Below are 17,737 nucleotides of genomic sequence, written 5' to 3'. Positions count from 1 at the left end.
GACATGGCCGGCACCCGCACCACCGGTATCCCCTTCGACGTGACACAGGGGTCGCAGACCAAGGGCGGCATCGGCGAGTCCACGCTCCGCCCGGACGGCACCCTCAAGGTCACCGGCGAGTTCGCGTACTCGTCCGACATGTGGCACGAGGACATGCTGTGGGGCCAGATCCTGCGCTCCACCGTCGCGCACGCCGAGATCGTCTCCATCGACACGGGCGAGGCCCTCGCCACTCCCGGTGTCTACGCGGTCCTCACCTACGACGACCTGCCGACCGAGGTGCGGACCTACGGCCTGGAGATCCAGGACACCCCGGTCCTCGCGCACGGCAAGGTCCGCCACCACGGTGAGCCGGTCGCGCTGGTCGCCGCCGACCACCCGGAGACCGCCCGCCGCGCCGCCGCCAAGATCAAGGTCGAGTACCGCGAACTCCCGGTCATCACCGACGAGGCGTCCGCGACCGCGCCGGACGCGATCCTCGTCCACGAGAACCGCGACGACCCTTACATCGGGCACGTCCCGCACCCGAACATCGTGCACCGCCAGCCGATCGTCCGCGGCGACGTGACCGAGGCCCGCAAGCGCGCCGACGTCATCGTCGAGGGCGAGTACACCTTCGGCATGCAGGACCAGGCGTTCCTCGGTCCCGAGTCGGGTCTCGCCGTGCCGGCCGAGGACGGCGGTGTCGACCTGTACATCGCCACCCAGTGGCTGCACTCGGACCTCAAGCAGATCGCCCCGGTCCTCGGTCTGCCCGAGGACAAGGTGCGCATGACGCTGTCCGGCGTCGGCGGCGCGTTCGGCGGCCGCGAGGACCTGTCGATGCAGATCCACGCCTGCCTGCTCGCGCTGCGCACGGACAAGCCGGTCAAGATCGTCTACAACCGGTTCGAGTCCTTCTTCGGCCACGTCCACCGCCACCCCGCCAAGCTCACCTACGAGCACGGGGCGACCAAGGACGGCAAGCTCACGCACATGAAGTGCAAGATCGTCCTCGACGGCGGCGCCTACGCCTCGACGTCCCCGGCCGTGGTCGGCAACGCCTCGTCGCTGTCGGTCGGCCCGTACGTGATCGACGACGTCGACATCGAGGCCTTCGCGCTCTACTCGAACAACCCGCCCTGCGGCGCCATGCGTGGCTTCGGCGCGGTCCAGGCATGCTTCGCGTACGAGGCCCAGATGGACAAGCTGGCCGCCCGGCTGGGCATGGACCCGGTCGCGTTCCGTCAGCTCAACGCCATGGAGCAGGGGACTCTCATGCCGACCGGGCAGCGGGTCGACTCCCCGGCCCCGGTCGCCGAACTGCTGCGCCGCGTCAAGGCGATGCCGATGCCGCCGGAGCAGCAGTGGCGCGCGGCCGGTGAGGCGGCCGACGTGCGGCAGCTGCCGGGCGGTCTGTCCAACACCACGCACGGTGAAGGCGTGGTGCGCGGCGTCGGCTACGCGGTCGGCATCAAGAACGTCGGCTTCTCCGAGGGCTTCGACGACTACTCCACCGCCAGGGTGCGCATGGAGGTCATCAACGGCGAGGCGGTCGCCACCGTGCACACCGCCATGGCGGAGGTCGGCCAGGGCGGCGTCACCGTCCACGCGCAGATCGCCCGCACGGAGCTCGGCGTCGCGCAGGTGACGATCCACCCCGCCGACACCCGGGTCGGCTCGGCAGGTTCGACGTCCGCGTCGCGTCAGACCTATGTCACCGGCGGCGCCGTCAAGAACGCCTGCGAGCTGGTGCGCGAGAAGGTCCTGGAGATCGGACGCCGCAAGATGGGCACCTACCACCCGGCATGGGCCACGGCCGAACTCCTCCTGGAGGGCGGCAAGGTCGTCACCGACGGCGGCGAGATCCTCGGTGATCTCGTCGACGTACTCGAAGACGAAGTGGTCGAGATCGAGGAGGAGTGGCGCCACCGGCCCACCGAGGCTTTCGACCTGCGCACCGGTCAGGGCGACGGACATGTGCAGTATTCGTTCGCCGCGCACCGCGCCGTCGTCGAGGTCGACACCGAGCTCGGCCTCGTCAAGGTCATCGAACTGGCCTGCGCGCAGGACGTCGGCAAGGCGCTCAACCCGCTTTCCGTGATCGGCCAGATCCAGGGGGGCACCCTCCAGGGCATGGGCGTCGCGGTGATGGAGGAGATCGTCGTCGATCCCAGGACCGCGAAGGTCAGGAACCCGTCCTTCACGGACTATCTGCTTCCCACGATTCTCGACACGCCGACCATCCCGGTCGATGTGCTCGAACTCGCCGACGACCACGCCCCGTACGGGCTCCGTGGCGTCGGTGAGGCCCCCACGCTGTCGTCCACGCCGGCCGTACTCGCGGCGATCCGCGACGCGACGGGCCTGGAGCTCAACCGGACACCGGTACGCCCCGAGCACCTGACGGGAACCGGCCCGGCCTGACAACTCTCCGGACGGTGTGTGCCTCCCAGGAACGTCACACTTCCATCGCCCACACCGTCCGGAGCCTCCAAGTACCGCACCCGCTCGCGGTCCTCGGCACCACCCGCACCACCGGCACCACCCGTTCCACCCGCACCACCCCGTTCGTCTCGGGCCGTCCCCCGGGTCGTGCAGCCCACGCACCATCCCAAATCCCGCAATTCCAACCAGCTTTATGCGGGTGCCCCTTTGAACCTTGGGAGTAGGCATCATGACCCAGCAGTCTGTCGAACCGGAGACCACCGCAGAGGAAGCGGGCTCCGGCTCGCGCGTCCCCGCCGGAAGGTCCTGGCTCGACCGGTACTTTCACATAACCGAACGAGGATCAACGATTCCGCGTGAGATACGCGGCGGCGTCACGACCTTCATGGCCATGGCGTACATCCTTCTGCTCAACCCCCTGATCCTGTCCGGCAAGGACGTCGCGGGCGACATGATGGGCCAGAAGGCCCTCATTACGGCCACGGCCTTCGCCGCCGCGTTCACCACGCTCCTGATGGGCTTCGTCGGCAAGGTGCCGCTCGCCCTCGCCGCGGGCCTTTCGGTGTCCGGCGTGATCTCCTCGCAGGTCGCCCCGCAGATGACCTGGCCGCAGGCCATGGGTATGTGCGTGATGTACGGCGTGGTGATCATGCTCCTGGTCGTCACCGGCCTCCGTGAAATGATCATGAACGCGATTCCCCTCGCGCTCAAGCACGGCATCACCATGGGAATCGGCCTCTTCATCGCGCTGATCGGCCTCTACAAGGCCGGCTTCGTGCAGGTCGGCAAGGCCACCCCGCTCACCCTCGGAGCCACCGGCGAACTGTCCGGCTGGCCGGTCCTGCTCTTCGCGGGCACCCTGCTCCTGATCTTCATGCTCCAGGCGCGCAACACCCCCGGCGCGATCCTGATCGGCATCGTCACCGGCACGATCGTCGCGGTGATCCTCAACGCGCTCGACGTGATCGCCCCCAAGCAGTGGGCCAACGGCGCCCCCGAACTGCACGGCAGCGCGGTCTCCACGCCCGACTTCTCACTCTTCGGCAAGGTCGAGTTCGGCGGCTGGGGCGAAGTCGGCGCGATGACCGTCGGCATGATCGTCTTCACCCTCGTCCTGGCCGGCTTCTTCGACGCGATGGCCACCATCATCGGCGTCGGCACCGAGGCCGGGCTCGCCGACGACAAGGGCCGCATGCCCGGCCTGTCCAAGGCCCTGTTCATCGACGGCGCCGGCGGCGCCATCGGCGGTGTCGCGGGCGGCTCCGGCCAGACCGTGTTCGTCGAGTCGGCCACCGGCGTCGGCGAGGGTGCCCGCACCGGCCTCTCCTCCGCAGTCACCGGCCTCTTCTTCGCCGCCTGTCTGTTCTTCACCCCGCTCACCGCGATCGTCCCGCAGGAAGTCGCCTCGGCGGCGCTCGTCGTCATCGGCGCGATGATGATGATGAACGCGCGCCACGTCGACTGGGCCGACCGCGCCACCGCGATCCCGGTCTTCCTGACCGTGGTCCTCATGCCCTTCACGTACACCATCACCACCGGTGTGGCCGCGGGCGTCATCTCCTGGGTCGCCATCAAGGTCGCCCAGGGCAAGGCCCGGGAGATCGGGGCCTTCATGTGGGGCCTCACTGTGATCTTCCTCGTGTACTTCGCCCTCAACCCGATCGAGGGCTGGCTCGGCGTCCACTGAGACACCGGATCCGCCCTCCACGTCACCGCTCAGGAGACCGAACATGCTGGACATCGCCGTTGAACTCAACGGGTGGGTCGAGCAGGGACGCGACTTCGCCGTGGCCACCGTGGTGGCCGTCGGCGGGAGCGCGCCCCGGCAGCCGGGAGCCGCACTCGCCGTCGACACCGACGGCACCGCGATCGGCTCGGTCTCCGGCGGCTGCGTGGAGGGCGCGGTCTACGAACTGTGCCAACAGGCGCTCGAAGACGGCGAGACCGTCCTCGAACGCTTCGGCTACAGCGACGACGACGCCTTCGCCGTGGGACTCACCTGCGGCGGAGACATCGACATCCTGATCACCCCGGTACGCGCGGACACCCCGGGACGGGAGGTGCTCGCGGCGGCGCTGTCCGCCGCCGCCCGAGGAAGGGCGGCGGCGGTCGCGCGCATCACCGAGGGCCCGGCCGAACTCATGGGCCGGGCCATCCTCGTACGGGACGACAGCGACTCCGACAGCGGCTTCGGCGGTGGCTTCGAGGGCAGCCTCGGCGGGCACCCCGAACTGGACCGCACCGCGGCGGGCGAGGCCCGCGCGCTCCTCGGCGCCGGACGCACCGCCACCGTGGAGATCGGCGAGAGCGGATCGCGCTGCGGGCAGCCCCTCACTCTCCTCGTCGAGTCGTCCGTCCCCCCGCCCCGCATGATCGTCTTCGGGGCCATCGACTTCGCGGCGGCGCTCGTCAGGATCGCCAAGTTCCTCGGCTACCACGTGACGGTGTGCGACGCACGCCCCGTCTTCGCGACGCCGACCCGCTTCCCCGACGCCGACGACATCGTCGTGGAATGGCCCCACAAGTACCTGGAGCGCACGCAGACGGACGGACGCACCGTCCTGTGCGTCCTCACCCACGACGCCAAGTTCGACGTCCCGCTCCTCCAGCGCGCGCTGCGGCTTCCCGTCGCCTACGTCGGCGCGATGGGCTCCCGCCGCACCCACCTCGACCGCAACGACCGCCTGCGCGCCGTCGGCGTCACCGAACTCGAACTGGCGCGCCTGCGCTCACCGATAGGCCTCGACCTGGGCGCCCGCACCCCCGAGGAGACGGCCCTGTCCATCGCCTCGGAGATCGTCGCCAACCGGTGCGGCGGCAGCGGCGTCGCGCTGACCGGCGCGCACACGCCGATTCACCCCGACGGAGCGCGTGCGCCCTCCGGGCGGATCGGGTCCGTGGCCTAGACCCTGTCGATCCAGGACCCGCTCGGGCCGTCCATACCGCGCACCGCCTCATGGACGGAGCCGAGCAGTTGGTCCATGGCCATGATCAGCGCCCGGTGGGCCAAGTCCCGCAGGAACGAAGGCTGTTCGGGCGAGAATCCGGGCTCGTCCACCATGGCCGTGACATGGGCGAGACGCTCGAGGACCGCGCCCACACTGTCCCGGGTGCCCTCGTCGAGGACATGGTGCGCGGCGTCGAGCCGCGCCGCGATCTCCCTGTGCGCGTAAGTGGTCCGCTGCCTGATGGCCTGGAGGGTCTCCGACGAGACCGATCCGGCCGTCTGGGCTCTGAGCCGGTCGAGCCGGAGGCCGAGGTGCTCGCGGGCATCGAGGAGGAGGGCCAGGATCGGTTCCCGGCCGACGCCCTCCGCAACCGTTGGCGTGGCAGCGGACGCGCCGTCGGACACGGACTCAACGGGCGTGGCTTGACCCGGCACCACGATGGCCGTCGGCGCGCCGGTCACGGACGCCGGCGGCCCCTGGACGAACACCGCTTCCTCCGGCTCGTAGGCGCCGATGGCGCGGAGATACTCGGCGGCCGCCTCCGCCGCGAGGCGGAAGAACCACCAGCGGTCCCGCGCGTCGTAGCGGACCCGCGCGGTGAACATGAGCGCGCACGCCTGCATCGACAGCATCCACTGGCCGCGCCACTCTCCAGAGATGTCGCGGTCGGCCAACCAGCCGTCCGGCGCCTGCCGTATCCGGTCGACCGTCCACTGGAGCCCCTGCGGGATCAGCAGCCCCGGTGTCTGTCGGCCGACGAGCAGTTCGAGCAGCTCGTCCCGGGCGTCGTCCGACAGATGGGGCAGAAAGTCGGCCACCAGGCAGAGCAGGAGATGGACGGGATCACGGGCGAGCAGCGCCCGCTCGTCGAAGCGTGACAGGTCGATCAGGACATAGTGCTTCGCGTTCGCCTTGAGGTCCGCCGGAACCATGATGTTTCCCGGGTGGAGATCGCCATGGGCGCGCCCGCGCACCGGATACGAGACGACACCTCCGGCCAGGGCGCAACCGGCGCCGAGGTGAACGGGGTTGGGCAGGGGAGCGCTGCCTCTGCGGGCCAGCCTGATCCAGGGTGTGTCGAGTGCGAGGCCCAGCGCGTTGCGGACCCAGTAGGCCAGCGGGCCGTCCGGCTCCAGGCGACGGTCGAGCAGTTCGCCGACGAAACCGGCGGCCGTCATCGCACCGTCCGCGTGTTCGTCGGGATTCCAGTGGGTCAGCAGGGACCGCACGATCTCCGCCGCGACGCCCGGCAGCCGTTGCTGTCGCAGGATCGTGCTCAGGGTCACCATGTCCGTGCCGTTGCCGGCGAGCCCCTGGAACATCAGCCACGCGTCGTCCACCGGCATCGGATCGTAGAGGTGCTCCACGAGATGGTCGCGGGTGAACGAGCCGTCCCCGAGAGGCAAGGACATGCGTGCCGAGTTGAGCCGGCCCGGCTCCATGGACGACTCGCCGCCCGGCGAGCAGAGCTTGATGATCATCCTGCGTTTGGTCTTCTTCGGATCCCTGTCCTGTACGAACACGGAGACGAGCAGTGCGCCGCTGCCTCCCGCGTCGAGCCAGTCGACGGGTGTCAGAGACCGGTGGTTCAGCTGCTGCCACTTCTCTAGGAGCGACGCGGTGCGTTCACCGAACCGGGCGAAGGGGGAGGGGTCGTCCATCAACTCAGTATCCCTACAAGGACCGCGCGCGTGTTCGCCTCGCGTGATATCTCCTGCGTGGAGGAAGAGAAGGAAGAGAAGGTGGAGGAAGAGAAGGGGGGAGGCGACGATGGCACGTCTCAGGGGGAGCAGGCGCCCGCGGTGGCGCCCGGCGCCGGGTGACACGGTCGACGCGGCCCGGCTGCGCGAGGAGATCACCGGACACGAGGACGGCACGGGCGGGCCGCTCAGGTTCGAAGGGCTGCGCGTACGCGGCCGGCTCGACCTGTCCCGCTGCCGCGTCGACACCGTGCTCGAACTGGTCGACTGCGTCTTCGACGAGCCACTGCGGTTCGCCGAACTCACCGTCAGCGCACTGGACTTGTCGGGCTCGAAGGCGCCCGCGCTGCACGCGAACCGGATCACCGTCGACGGCGACCTGCGGCTGTCCGGAGCCACGCTCGGCAGCGCAACCCCGGTACCCCAGCCGCTGACCGGCCCGCCCGCGGCCGGAGACGGCCCGCGGGTGCCGCGCCGGCTGGCGGAGGACTCCACATCGGCCGTACTGGAACTGGCCGACGCGGCGATAGACGGCAACCTCGTCGTCGAACGGCTCACCGTCGCCGACGCGGGCCCGTGGTCCCTGCTCGCGCCCCGCCTGAACGTGTCGGGGTCCGTGCACGCGCGAGGCCTCACCGCCTCCGGTGCCCTCTACCTGAGGGATGCTCAGATCGCCTATGCCCTCAACCTCAACGGCGCCGACGTCGGCGGCCTGGACGGCACCGGACTCGCCTGCGGGCGCGGCCTGTATGCCGACTGGGGCTTCCGCAGCGCCGGGCAGGTGCTGTTGCGCGCCGCCTCGGTCGAGGGCGTGGTGACCTTCCACGACAGCGTCATCGACGCACCCGCGGGCGCGCTGCTCCTGAGCCGGCTCCGGGTGCCGCGGCTCCGCCTCGATCTGCGCGAACCACCGGCGGGAGCCGTGGTCCTCCAGGACGCAGCCGTGGACGTGCTCGTCGACTCGGCCGCCACCTGGCCCGCCCCGGGCCGGCTCAACCTCGAAGGCTTCACGTACAAGCGCCTCGAAACCGCCGGCCCACCCGAAAGCGCAGACGTCCGCGCCCGCATCGGCTGGCTGACGCGTGACCCGAACGCGGGCGCGGGATCCTTCGAGCAGCTGGCGACGTCGTACGAGAGCGCGGGCGACGAGCGGTCCGCGCGCACAGTGCGGCACGCGAGGGAACGTCATGTGCGCCGCCTCGACCGACTGTCGGGGCGCGTCTGGGGCCTGGTCCAGGACCTCCTGTTCGGCTACGGCTACGCCCCGCGCCGGGCGCTCCTGTGGCTGCTCTCGCTGGCCGCCGCGGGATCCCTTTGGTTCGCGTACCACGAGCCGCGCGCGGTCGGCGGCTCCGGGCAGCGGGCCTGGGACCCGGTCCTCTACAGCGTCGACCTGCTCATTCCCGTGGCGAGCCTCGGCTATCGCGGCTCCTGGGATCCGCAGGGCGCGGGCAAGGCCGTCGCCGTCCTCCTCGTGGCCTCCGGCTGGACCCTGGCGACGGCGGTCCTCGCGGGCGCCAGGCGCGTCATCGGAAGAGGGTGAGTGATCCCGCGGCTCAACTCACGTACTGGAGCAGATTCTTGACCGCCCGTCCGAACATCAGGCGGCCCGCCCGCGCGAGCAGCGGGTCGCACCAGCGCGGCAGCGGGCGTACGCGGATCTCCTCGCGCCACGCGACGAGGGACCCCGCGCCGTACGGCGCCACCTCGATCTCGGCCCAGCCCGTGACGAACGTGCCGCGCTTCTCCAGGCGACACCGACCGGCCGAATCGCCGTACGGGGGTGTCCAGTCGACGACTTCCATCGGGTCGTCGAAGGTGAGACGCCCGATGCCGGTCCGCGGCACGAAGACGGTGCCCTCGCCGGTCGGGGGCGGGGTGGCGAGCCTGACGCGGGTGAGGGGGACGACGTCTCCGTGCCGCTCCCAGTCCGTCATGCGGCGCCACGCCTCGGCGGCGGAAAGCGGCGATTCACGGGTGATTCGGAAGAAGGCCACGCCCGGATCCTAGAACCGTGGGCGCCATTCCCCGCGCTGTCCGGCGCGCGCCGGATCGGCGTGCGTCTTAACTCCTAAGACCCTACGATCTGTTGTGCCAATTTGATCATGAAACCCCCACGTCGGCTGGAGCATCACATGGCACACGACCCCCACGTCATCGACCCCGCGGGCCGCGGCCTCCACGCGGAGGCCGACCTGCTGCGCACGCGCGGCACCGCCGCACTCGTCGAACTCCCCGGCGGCATACGGGCCTGGGCCCCGACCCGGTACGCGATCCTCAAGGAGCTCCTCGCCGACGACCGCGTGTCCAAGGACCCCAACCAGCACTGGCTCGCCTGGATCAACGGCGAGTACCGCACGACCTGGGTCAACTCCTGGGTGGGCGTGACCAACATGTTCACCGCCTACGGCAGCAACCACCGCCGGCTGCGCAAGCTGATCTCGCCCGCGTTCACCAAGCGCCGCACCGACGGCCTGCGCCCCCGCATCGAGGAGCTCACGGCCGGTCTTCTCGACCGGATGGCCGAGGCACCGGACGGCCGCGTCGACCTGCGCGCCGCCTACGCGCACCCGCTGCCGATGCAGGTCATCTGCGAGCTGTTCGGGCTGCCCGAGGACCGGCAGGCCGACGCCGCGCGCCTCATCGCGGGCATCATGGACACCACCGTCACGCCCGAACAGGCCATGGCGATCTGGCAGGAGGTGCAGGAACTCCTCGGGGGCCTGGTCGCCCTCAAGCGTGAGACGCCCGCCGACGACCTCACCAGCGTCCTGATCGCCGCCCGCGACGACGAGGACGGCTCGGGCCTCACCGAACAGGAACTCATCGACACGCTCCTGCTTGTCATCGGCGCCGGTCACGAGACGACCGTCAACCTCATCGGCAACGCCGTGCAGGCCCTGCTCAGCCACCCCGGCCAGCTGGCCCGCGTCCTCGCGGGAGAGATCCCCTGGAGCGATGTGATCGAGGAGACCCTGCGCTGGGCTCCCTCGATCGCCAACCTGCCGCTGCGGTACGCCGTCGAGGACATCGAGCTGCCCGACGGCGTCAAGATCCCACAGGGCGACGCGATCCTCGCGACGTACGCCTCGGCAGGGCGTGACCCGCTGCGCCATGGGGAGGACGCGGGATCCTTCGACCTCACGCGCGTGGACAAGGAGCACCTCGCCTTCGGGTACGGCGTCCACTACTGCGTCGGCGCGCCGCTCGCCCGGCTCGAAGCGGCGATCGCGCTGCCCGCGCTGTTCGAGCGCTTCCCCGGCCTCGCGCTCGACGGGAGTGCGGGTGCGGCCCCGCACGTGGAGTCCTTCATCGCTTACGGCTACGGCGAGTTGAGGGTCACCCTGTAGGGAATCAGGGGGCCCAGGGGGTGCCGGGAGCGGCGGGTGCCGGTAGGGGCGGGTCAGCCGCCCTGGCCGGCGCTGCCGATCGGGCCGACCTGCACCGGGGAGCCGGAGCCGTCCGTGACGGGCAGCGTGGCGGCGCCCGGCCAGTCGAGGGTGACCGACTTCGTCTCGTTCGGCGGGGTCACCACAAGACCCGTGATGCGGACGCCGGAGCCGCCCGACTTGTTCATCGGGTAACTGATGCCGAAGGACACCGACTTCCCGTCCTTGAGGACCATCGGGCTGGCCTCCTGACCGGTGCGCTTCGCGGACAGCACCCCCTGGCTGGTCTTCAGGTCGACGCCCGCGTACGCGGCCAGCGTGCAGTCCCGGCCACCGCCGTTCTTCAGTGTCACCGCGACGGAGCCCTCGGTGTCGCCGCCGATGGTGCTGTCCGACGCCGTGATCTCCAGTTCGTCGGTGCGGCACTTGCCGACCTTGCCGTTCGCGTTCGAGCCGGTCCCGGCGGCCGTGCCCTGCCCGCCGGAGTTCCCGGCGGAGTCGTCCCCGTTCCCCTGGTCAGAACCGCCCTGGTCCGAACCGGCCTGATCCGAACCGCCCGAGTCCGAACCGGCGGCCGAGGAAGACGCACCGGACGCGGACGACGGGTCGCTCTGCGCCGTGCCGTCATCGCCGTTGCAGGCCGTGAGCGAAAGACCTGCGACAACGGCCAGGGCGGCGAAGGTGAGCTTGTGAACGCGCATCGATTCTTCCTCAGTGTCGGTGTCGGTAAGCAGTACCGGCCGCTCGGCCCAGGTCGGTACGAGCGAGGTTTCTGCACACCAAGAGCCGCCCGCCCCGGCGATCCGTTCCGACCAACCACCCCCTAATACACCCCTGTTACACGCACAGTGACGCCCGAAACGCACCATCACCGGGCACAACCACTCGCCGCTCCCTGCCTGCCGTACCCCTGCCCTGCCCCCGTCCGGCACGGGAAACGGCGCCCGGACGCGACGCGACGCGCCACTGCGGGGCACGCCTCCGACGGGCCGGTACGGCGGGTTCCGCCACCGTTGCGCACCTGTTCGCAGCCACCGCCCGCTGGGACAGACCCGTGACCCGGCGGATCTTGACCCCCGGCCAGTGGCATGGCCGCTTCACTCCGCACCGCCCGCGCCACGGACGGGGCAGCCGCGCAGGCCCGGCGTCGGAAACGTGCCGAGCTCGCCCACCCGGTAGCCGTCCGGGTAACCCTTGATCTCCCGGTTGTCGCGGGCGTGGTGCGGCGCGCTTCGGGGCGGCAGCAGACGTACCGCACGGCCGCGCAGGCGGACGGCGCTCCGCACGAGCCCGCGCGTGACCGGACCCGGTGGTTCGTAGGCGAAGGCGCGCAGGAGCGGCTCGTCGAGCAGCGCGACCGTCGCCCTCTTCAACACCGGGGCCAGGACGTCCGGATACCAGGACGCCATGAGGGTGAGCGTCGCGTCGGCCACGCGCCGCCCGCTCTCGTCCTGGGCGAAGTGCTCGGCCTCGTACGCGTCGAGGCAGCTCTCGAACTCGTCGTAGGAACCCGGGATGTCCTGGATTCCCATGTGCCGTCCCAGTGCGCGGTAGTAGTGCGCCGAGGCCGTCATCTCGTGGCGCGAAAGGCGGCGCCAGCCATAGGCGTCGATCCAGCGCTTGGGCACGACGACGAACGTGCACAGGACGTACCGCATCTCGTCGTTGCTGATGTCGTAGCTGCGGTGCATCGCGTTGATCCGGCGGATCGCCGTGCGCCCCTGGACGCTGTCGAAGCCGTGCTCGACGACCGTGTCGAGCAGCAGTGCCGTGTCGTCGTACCGTTTTTGTGCACGCTCCGTCAGTTCGGCTGTTCTGGCGAGGAGTTGACCGATGCTCGGTACGGCGTAAGTGCGGAACAGTGCCAGCTCCAGGGCCCGGGTCAGGTCCCACGGGAACTCGTAGGCGGCGGTCAGCCGGTAGATCGCCAGCCAGTCCCGGTCCGGGTCGAGCCGACGGATCTGCCGGAGCCGTTCGTAGCGCTGCATGCCATCACCCATCTGTGGCCGGGAGTTCAACCCTATGGCGCGGCCCCGCCGCCGGAGCCGGTTCGGCGCGGTATGAATTCCGGCGGCGAAGTGCGGGATGGCGCACGGCAGTTCAGTCGAGGAAGGGTCAGATCCTGGCCGGTGCGTGGTCGGCGGCCTCGGCCCGCAGGCGCAGGCCGAGCTCCTCCGCGGGCACCCGGTGCGTCTCGCGCGCGGTGAGGGCCGCGATGACCGGCGGGACGCAGAGCGCCGCGGTGAACAGGGCGACCGCGGACCAGTCGTCGCCGCCGGGACCCGCGATCTGCGCGGCGAACGTCACCGCGAACCCGGCGACCGCGAAGCCGATCTGGGTACCGATCGCGACACCGGAGAGCCGGACGCGGGTCGAGAACATCTCGCCGTAGAAGGACGGCCAGACACCGTTGGCCGCGCTGTACACGACGCCGAAGGTGACGATGCCGAGGACGAGCACCAGCGGATACGAACCCGTCGAGATCGCCCACAGGTAGCAGGCCATCAGCATGGCGCTGCCGACGGAGCCCACGAGGTACACCGGCTTGCGGCCGATGCGGTCCGACAGCTTCGCCCAGAGCGGGATCGCGCCGAGGGCGGCCACATTGGCGAGAGCGCCCACCCACAGCATCCCGGACCGGTCCATGCCCACCGAGTCGCTCGTCGCGTACGACAGGGCCCACACGGTGAAGATCGTGCTCACGGAGGCGATCAGGGATCCGGCGACGACGCGCAGGACGTCGGCCCAGTGGTCGCGGAGCAGGACGGCCAGCGGCAGCTTCACGACGCCCTCGGCCGCGGCCTGCCGGGCGAAGGCCGGCGTCTCCTCCAGGGAGCGCCTGATCGCGTACCCGACGACGGCGACGGCGACGCTCAGCCAGAACGGGACGCGCCAGCCCCATGAGAGCAGCTGGTCCTCGGGCAGGGCCGCGACCGGGATGAAGACGAGAGTGGCGATGAGCTGGCCCGCCTGGGTGCCGCTGAGGGTGAAACTGGTGAAGAAGCCGCGACGGCCCGGTGGTGCGTGTTCCAGCGTCATCGAACTCGCGCTCGCCTGTTCGCCCGCGGCAGAGATGCCCTGGAGCACGCGGCACAGCACCAGCAGGACGGGGGCGAGCGAGCCGACCTGCGCGCGGCTCGGCAGACAGCCGATGAGGAACGTCGACAGGCCCATCAGGATCAGCGTGAAGACCATGATCTTCTTGCGGCCCAGCCGGTCGCCTATGTGACCGAGGAAGAGCGCGCCGACGGGGCGGGCGGCGTAGGCGACGCCGAAGGTGGCGAGGGAGAGCAGCGTCGCGTTCCCGGGGTCGGACTCGTCGAAGAAGACCTTGGGGAAGATCAGCGCGGCGGCGCTGCCGTAGATGAAGAAGTCGTAGTACTCCAGGGCGCTGCCGGTCCAGGCCGCGAGCGCGGCCTTGCGCGGCTGGCCCGCGGGAGCCTGTGGCGGCGCGCCGGCGCCGGGGGAGGGGACGGTCACGGCGTACTCCTAGGGGGACGCTTCGGCGATGAAGCGAGCGGAGGGGTGCGGGGTGGTGTCGTGGTGTCTTTCGCCGGCCCTGGGGTGGGGCGGTGTTCCTTGCCCGGGGGGGAGTGGTGCGGCTAATTAACCCACTGGGTAGTTAGTAGCGGATGGCTACGGATGTTGCGCTGGTGTTACCCGTGTGTCAAGAGGTGGGCCGCGGAATCTTCCGCACGCGGTGCCCGGCCGGCGTCCGGCCTCAGTCCTCGGTGCGGTCCGCCGTCAGATAGGCGATGACCATGTCGCCGAGCATGGTCCGGTAGTGCTCGCGCCGGTCGTCCGCCACCAGGTCACGGCCGAAGAGCGCGCCGAACGTGTGCCGGTTCGAGACCCGGAAGAAGCAGAACGAGCTGATCATCGCGTGCAGGTCGACGGCATCGATCTCGGCCGTGAACAGGCCCGACGCCCGCCCGGCTTCGAGGATGCGCCGGATCACCTCGATCGCGGGCGAGTTGAGCGCGCCCAGCTGTTCGGAGGCGGTCATGTGCTCCGCCTCGTGGATGTTCTCGATCGCGACCAGGCGGATGAAGTCGGGGTGCGCCTCGTGGTGGTCGAAGGTGAGCTCGGCGAGCCGGCGGATGGCCGCGACCGGGTCCAGGTGGTCGACGTCGACCTCCTGCTCGGCCTGCCGGATGGCCGAGTACGCGCGCTCCAGGACCGCCGTGAACAGCTGTTCCTTGCCGCCGAAGTAGTAGTAGATCATCCGCTTCGTGGTGCGGGTGCGGGCTGCGATCTCGTCGACGCGGGCGCCCGTGTAACCGGCGCGGGCGAACTCCTGGGTGGCGACATCGAGGATCTCGGCCCGGGTGCGGGCGGCGTCGCGGGTCCGTCCGGCGGGTCGCGTCGGCTCTTCGACTGTGGCCATGCGTTCCTCCGGGTCGGTTCGGTGCTGGTGATTGTAGAAGCAGCGCCGGGGCCGGCGACCGGCTGCCCTTTCCAGGATGACGCCTTCCTGATATTACTAACGAACCAGTTCGTACATTAGGAGGAGCTCGGTGTCTCAGGACTCCTGTCTCGTCGGTCTGATCGGTTCGGGCATCGGCCCCTCGCTGAGCCCCGCGCTCCACGAGCGGGAGGCCGACCGCCAGGGCCTGCGCTGTCTCTACCGGCTGATCGACATCGACCCCCTGGGTGCCACCCCCGACCGGGTCGGCGACCTGGTGCGGGCGGCCCGGACCGTGGGCTACGACGGCCTGAACATCACCCACCCCTGCAAGCAGCTCGTCATCCCGCACCTCGACGAGCTCGCCCCGCAGGCGGCGGCTCTCGGCGCCGTCAACACCGTCGTGTTCGAGGGCGGACGCGCCGTCGGCCACAACACCGACGTCACCGGATTCGCGGCATCCTTCGCCCGTGGCCTGCCCGACGCCCCGCTCGACCGGGTCGTGCAGCTCGGCGCAGGTGGCGCGGGCGCCGCTGTCGCGCACGCCGTGCTCACCCTGGGAGGCGGCCACCTCACCGTCGTGGACGCGCTGCCCGAGCGCGCCGAGGACCTGGCCGCGTCGCTGAACCGGCACTTCGGCGCGGGCCGCGCCGGTGCCGGGACCCCGGACCGCATCGAAGAACATCTCGCCCGCGCCGACGGCCTCGTCCACGCCACACCCACCGGCATGGCCGCCCACCCAGGACTCCCGCTCCCCGCCCGCCTTCTGCGCCCGTCCCTGTGGGTCGCGGAAGTCGTCTACCGCCCGCTGGATACGGAACTGCTCACCACCGCACGGGAGTTGGGCTGCGCCACGCTCGACGGCGGAGGCATGGCGGTGTTCCAGGCCGCGGACGCGTTCCGGCTCTTCACGCGCCGCGAGCCGGACAGTACGCGGATGCTCGCCGACTTCGCCGAACTGGCGGGTGCGGCGGCCGCACGCGGCTGACCCGAGCCCGCCACTCACAGCCCCCCGTCCTCCCACCCAAGGAGCACCGTCGTGCGTACCTCGATCGCCACCGTCTCGCTCAGTGGATCCCTGACCGAGAAGCTGACCGCCGCCGCCTCGGCCGGGTTCGACGGGGTGGAGATCTTCGAGAACGATCTCCTCGCGAGTCCGCTCACCCCCGAGGAGATCCGGGCCCGCACCGCCGACCTCGGTCTGACCATCGACCTCTACCAGCCGATGCGGGACATCGAGGCGGTGCCGCCGCAGGAGTTCGAGCGCAACCTGCGCCGCGCCGAGCACAAGTTCCGGCTGATGAACCGGCTCGGCACGGACACCGTCCTGGTGTGCTCCAGTGTCTCGCCCCTCGCCGTCGACGACGACGCGCTCGCCGCCGAACACCTCCACCGGCTCGCGGAGTCGGCGCAGGAACACGGCGTCCGCGTGGCCTACGAAGCCCTCGCCTGGGGCCGCCACGTCAGCACGTACGACCACGCCTGGCGCATCGTCGAAGCGGCGGGGCACCCCGCGCTCGGCACCTGCCTGGACAGTTTCCACATCCTCGCCCGCGGCTGTGACCCCAAGGGCATCGAGGACATCCCCGGCGAGAAGATCTTCTTCCTCCAGCTCGCCGACGCCCCGCTGATGGCGATGGACGTGCTCCAGTGGAGCCGCCACTACCGCTGCTTCCCCGGGCAGGGCGGCCTGGACGTGACCGGACTCGTCCGGCACGTCATCAACGCCGGTTACACGGGCCCGCTCTCGCTGGAGGTGTTCAACGACGTCTTCCGGCAGGCCGACGCGGGCCCCACCGCCGTGGACGCCCAGCGCTCCCTGATGCTCCTCCAGGAGGCCGCCGGCCTCGCGTCGCCGCCCGCCGCGGCCCAGCCCACCGGCTTCGCCTTCGCGGAACTCACCACCCCGGACGCCGGCGCCGTGTCCGCGCTCCTGGGCGCGCTCGGCCTGGCCCGGACGGCCAGGCACCGCAGCAAGCCCGTCGAACTCTGGCAGCGCGGCGAGGCCCGCCTCCTCGTCACCACGGACCCGGTCCGCCACCGCGACGGGCTCGCGCTCGCCGCGCTCGGCCTGGAATCCCCGGACCCGGCGGCCGCGACCGCCCGCGCCGAGTCGCTCCTCGCTCCCGTACTGCCCCGTCGCCGGGCACCCGAGGACGCCCCGCTGAACGCGGTGGCCGCGCCCGACGGCGTAGAGATCTTCTTCTGCGCGACGAACCGGACCGGCCTGGCGAACTGGCGGGAGGACTTCGCACCGCTGCCCGGCGCCGGTGACGGCGATCGGGACGAGCGGGGCGCCGTCCTGCGCATCGACCACCTCGCCCTCACCCAGCCCTGGCACCAGTTCGACGAGGCCGCGCTCTTCCACCGCACGGTCCTCGGACTCAGGCCGCAGGAGAGCGTCGACGTCGCCGACCCCTACGGGCTGCTGCGCAGCCGCGCCGTGACGAACGACGACGGCCGGGTGCGGATCGCGCTCGGCATCGGCCCCGGTCCCGCCGACGACGCCGGCCGCGCCCAGCACATCGCCCTGGCGACGGACGACGTGGTCGCCGCCGCGCGCGCCTTCCAGGAGGCGGGCGGCCGCCCCCTGCCCGTACCGCCCAACTACTACGACGACCTGGCGGCGCGCTTCGACCTCGCCCCGGGCGAGGCCGAGACGTACCGGGAGCTCGGCATCCTCTACGACTGCGACGAGCACGGCACCTTCCGCCACTTCTATACGGAGACGGTCGGCCGGGTCTTCTTCGAACTGGTCCAGCGCGACGCCGGTTACCGTGGTTACGGCGCCCAGAACGCCCCCGTCCGCCTCGCCGCCCAGCACGCGCTGCGCCCCGGACGCAGGTAAGCCCTCGGGACTACGTCCCG

At 70.8% G+C, this 17,737-nt stretch carries 13 protein-coding genes; 7 read left to right on the top strand and 6 right to left on the bottom strand.

The window, feature by feature from the left end; translation table 11 throughout:
- The first annotated feature begins 3 nt into the window (after positions 1–3).
- The 3 genes from AC07EJ_RS19825 (at position 4) to AC07EJ_RS19815 (ending at position 5,333) form a co-directional block, all read left to right on the top strand.
- Positions 4–2,406, top strand: a complete 2,403-nt coding sequence (locus AC07EJ_RS19825; RefSeq protein WP_389482118.1) for a xanthine dehydrogenase family protein molybdopterin-binding subunit — start codon at positions 4–6, stop codon at positions 2,404–2,406.
- Positions 2,407–2,656: 250 nt separating this feature from the next.
- Complete coding sequence (locus tag AC07EJ_RS19820; protein ID WP_389482115.1) at positions 2,657–4,114, top strand: NCS2 family permease; 1,458 nt, start codon at positions 2,657–2,659, stop codon at positions 4,112–4,114.
- Positions 4,115–4,157: 43 nt separating this feature from the next.
- Complete coding sequence (locus AC07EJ_RS19815) at positions 4,158–5,333, top strand: XdhC family protein (RefSeq protein ID WP_389482112.1); 1,176 nt, start codon at positions 4,158–4,160, stop codon at positions 5,331–5,333.
- On the opposite strand, the gene AC07EJ_RS19810 is transcribed toward AC07EJ_RS19815, so the two are convergent.
- Positions 5,330–7,036 (bottom strand): hypothetical protein, encoded by a 1,707-nt coding sequence (locus AC07EJ_RS19810; RefSeq protein WP_478884619.1) that lies wholly within the window; start codon positions 7,034–7,036, stop codon positions 5,330–5,332. The genes AC07EJ_RS19815 and AC07EJ_RS19810 overlap by 4 nt on opposite strands.
- Before the next feature lie 109 nt (positions 7,037–7,145).
- On the opposite strand from AC07EJ_RS19810, the gene AC07EJ_RS19805 reads away from it, so the two are divergent.
- Complete coding sequence (locus AC07EJ_RS19805; protein ID WP_389482106.1) at positions 7,146–8,618, top strand: translocation/assembly module TamB domain-containing protein; 1,473 nt, start codon at positions 7,146–7,148, stop codon at positions 8,616–8,618.
- A gap of 13 nt (positions 8,619–8,631) precedes the next feature.
- Here AC07EJ_RS19805 and AC07EJ_RS19800 read toward each other — a convergent pair whose 3' ends face one another.
- The gene (locus tag AC07EJ_RS19800) at positions 8,632–9,072 is read right to left on the bottom strand and encodes an SRPBCC family protein (RefSeq protein ID WP_478884618.1); all 441 of its coding nucleotides are present in this window, start codon (positions 9,070–9,072) and stop codon (positions 8,632–8,634) included.
- A gap of 138 nt (positions 9,073–9,210) precedes the next feature.
- On the opposite strand from AC07EJ_RS19800, the gene AC07EJ_RS19795 reads away from it, so the two are divergent.
- Positions 9,211–10,425 (top strand): cytochrome P450 family protein, encoded by a 1,215-nt coding sequence (locus AC07EJ_RS19795; protein ID WP_389482101.1) that lies wholly within the window; start codon positions 9,211–9,213, stop codon positions 10,423–10,425.
- A gap of 53 nt (positions 10,426–10,478) precedes the next feature.
- On the opposite strand, the gene AC07EJ_RS19790 is transcribed toward AC07EJ_RS19795, so the two are convergent.
- The 4 genes from AC07EJ_RS19790 to AC07EJ_RS19775 form a co-directional block, all read right to left on the bottom strand.
- Entirely contained in the window at positions 10,479–11,165 is a 687-nt protein-coding gene (locus AC07EJ_RS19790; RefSeq protein ID WP_389482098.1) for a DUF4232 domain-containing protein, read from the bottom strand.
- Positions 11,166–11,561: 396 nt separating this feature from the next.
- Positions 11,562–12,452, bottom strand: coding sequence for an oxygenase MpaB family protein (locus AC07EJ_RS19785; RefSeq protein ID WP_393582892.1), 891 nt, complete (start codon positions 12,450–12,452; stop codon positions 11,562–11,564).
- A 127-nt stretch (positions 12,453–12,579) separates the two neighbouring features.
- Entirely contained in the window at positions 12,580–13,944 is a 1,365-nt protein-coding gene (locus tag AC07EJ_RS19780; RefSeq protein ID WP_393582890.1) for an MFS transporter, read from the bottom strand.
- Between the two features lie 241 nt (positions 13,945–14,185).
- Positions 14,186–14,851: a TetR/AcrR family transcriptional regulator gene (locus AC07EJ_RS19775; RefSeq protein WP_389482092.1), complete on the bottom strand. Its 666-nt coding sequence runs from the start codon at positions 14,849–14,851 to the stop codon at positions 14,186–14,188.
- A gap of 130 nt (positions 14,852–14,981) precedes the next feature.
- On the opposite strand from AC07EJ_RS19775, the gene AC07EJ_RS19770 reads away from it, so the two are divergent.
- The gene (locus AC07EJ_RS19770; protein ID WP_478884617.1) at positions 14,982–15,857 is read left to right on the top strand and encodes a shikimate dehydrogenase; all 876 of its coding nucleotides are present in this window, start codon (positions 14,982–14,984) and stop codon (positions 15,855–15,857) included.
- 51 nt (positions 15,858–15,908) lie between these two features.
- Positions 15,909–17,717, top strand: coding sequence for a bifunctional sugar phosphate isomerase/epimerase/4-hydroxyphenylpyruvate dioxygenase family protein (locus AC07EJ_RS19765; protein ID WP_478884616.1), 1,809 nt, complete (start codon positions 15,909–15,911; stop codon positions 17,715–17,717).
- Positions 17,718–17,737: the final 20 nt, after the last annotated feature.

This window comes from Streptomyces sp. NPDC045026 (genome assembly GCF_056432625.1).
Note: the sequence above shows the minus strand (reverse complement) of the source record. Positions and strands in the feature narration are given on the sequence as shown.

Bases quoted from the DNA above. Each gene is read 5' to 3' on its own strand.
- AC07EJ_RS19785 (WP_393582892.1), bottom strand. From the start codon at position 12,452: ATGCAGCGCTACGAACGGCTCCGGCAGATCCGTCGGCTCGACCCGGAC.
- AC07EJ_RS19790 (WP_389482098.1), bottom strand. From the start codon at position 11,165: ATGCGCGTTCACAAGCTCACCTTCGCCGCCCTGGCCGTTGTCGCAGGT.
- AC07EJ_RS19820 (WP_389482115.1), top strand. From the start codon at position 2,657: ATGACCCAGCAGTCTGTCGAACCGGAGACCACCGCAGAGGAAGCGGGC.
- AC07EJ_RS19810 (WP_478884619.1), bottom strand. From the start codon at position 7,036: ATGGACGACCCCTCCCCCTTCGCCCGGTTCGGTGAACGCACCGCGTCG.
- AC07EJ_RS19775 (WP_389482092.1), bottom strand. From the start codon at position 14,851: ATGGCCACAGTCGAAGAGCCGACGCGACCCGCCGGACGGACCCGCGAC.
- AC07EJ_RS19805 (WP_389482106.1), top strand. From the start codon at position 7,146: ATGGCACGTCTCAGGGGGAGCAGGCGCCCGCGGTGGCGCCCGGCGCCG.
- AC07EJ_RS19795 (WP_389482101.1), top strand. From the start codon at position 9,211: ATGGCACACGACCCCCACGTCATCGACCCCGCGGGCCGCGGCCTCCAC.
- AC07EJ_RS19825 (WP_389482118.1), top strand. From the start codon at position 4: ATGGCCGGCACCCGCACCACCGGTATCCCCTTCGACGTGACACAGGGG.
- AC07EJ_RS19815 (WP_389482112.1), top strand. From the start codon at position 4,158: ATGCTGGACATCGCCGTTGAACTCAACGGGTGGGTCGAGCAGGGACGC.